Origin of the sequence: Streptococcus vestibularis ATCC 49124 (assembly GCF_000188295.1) — a bacterium.
In the GTDB taxonomy this organism is placed as follows: domain Bacteria; phylum Bacillota; class Bacilli; order Lactobacillales; family Streptococcaceae; genus Streptococcus; species Streptococcus vestibularis.
The window spans coordinates 1-802 of record NZ_GL831127.1; the positions used below are offsets into that span (position 1 = coordinate 1).

Here is an 802-nt window from a genome sequence, read left to right on the forward strand (position 1 = left end):
AAAGGATACTAACGGAACTAAGGTAGAAACAACTTACACACCAACAGTAACGCCAGTAACACCGACAGCAGAACCAGCTGAGACAACAGATATCCAAGGTAAAACACAAAATGGAACACCAACATTCACACCAGGTAATCCAGAAGTTCCAATGGATGATGAAGTACCAGCAACATTCGAAGACGGATCAACAACTAAGACTATTCCAGGCGAAGGAACATACACAGTAGCGAAAGACGGAACAGTAATATTTACGCCTGAGAAGACATTCACAGGAGTTGGAACAGGGGTAACAGTAAAACGTGTAGATAAGAATGGAACACCAGTCACAGCTAAATACACTCCAACAGTAACACCGGTGAAACCAGAAGGAACACCTGCAGTATCTGAAGGACCTAAAGGACAACCTCAAACAGGAACACCAACATTTACACCAGGAAATCCTAATGTGCCAATCGATGAAGATGTACCACCAACATTCGAAGATGGAACAACTACAAAAATAGTACCAGGTGAAGGAACTTATACAATCGATGAAAACGGTAAAGTAACCTTTACACCAGAACCAGACTTCGTTGGTAAAGCATCAGGTGTAACCGTTAAACGTGTAGATAAGAATGGAACACCAGTCACAGCTACTTACACTCCTACAGTTCGTCCTGATACTTCATTCGTTGATAAAGATGGTAACCCACTTTCACTAACAGAAGATGGAACTAAACCAACTAAAGATATTCCAGGATACAAGATTGTTAAAACTGAAGTAGATGAAAAAGGAAATACAAAACACATCTATGAGAAA

The 802-nt window shown here is 40.5% G+C and carries 1 pseudogene; it reads left to right on the forward strand.

Annotated elements, in window-relative coordinates:
• Positions 1-802 (forward strand): annotated as a pseudogene (locus HMPREF9425_RS09050) (YSIRK signal domain/LPXTG anchor domain surface protein); the annotation flags it as partial.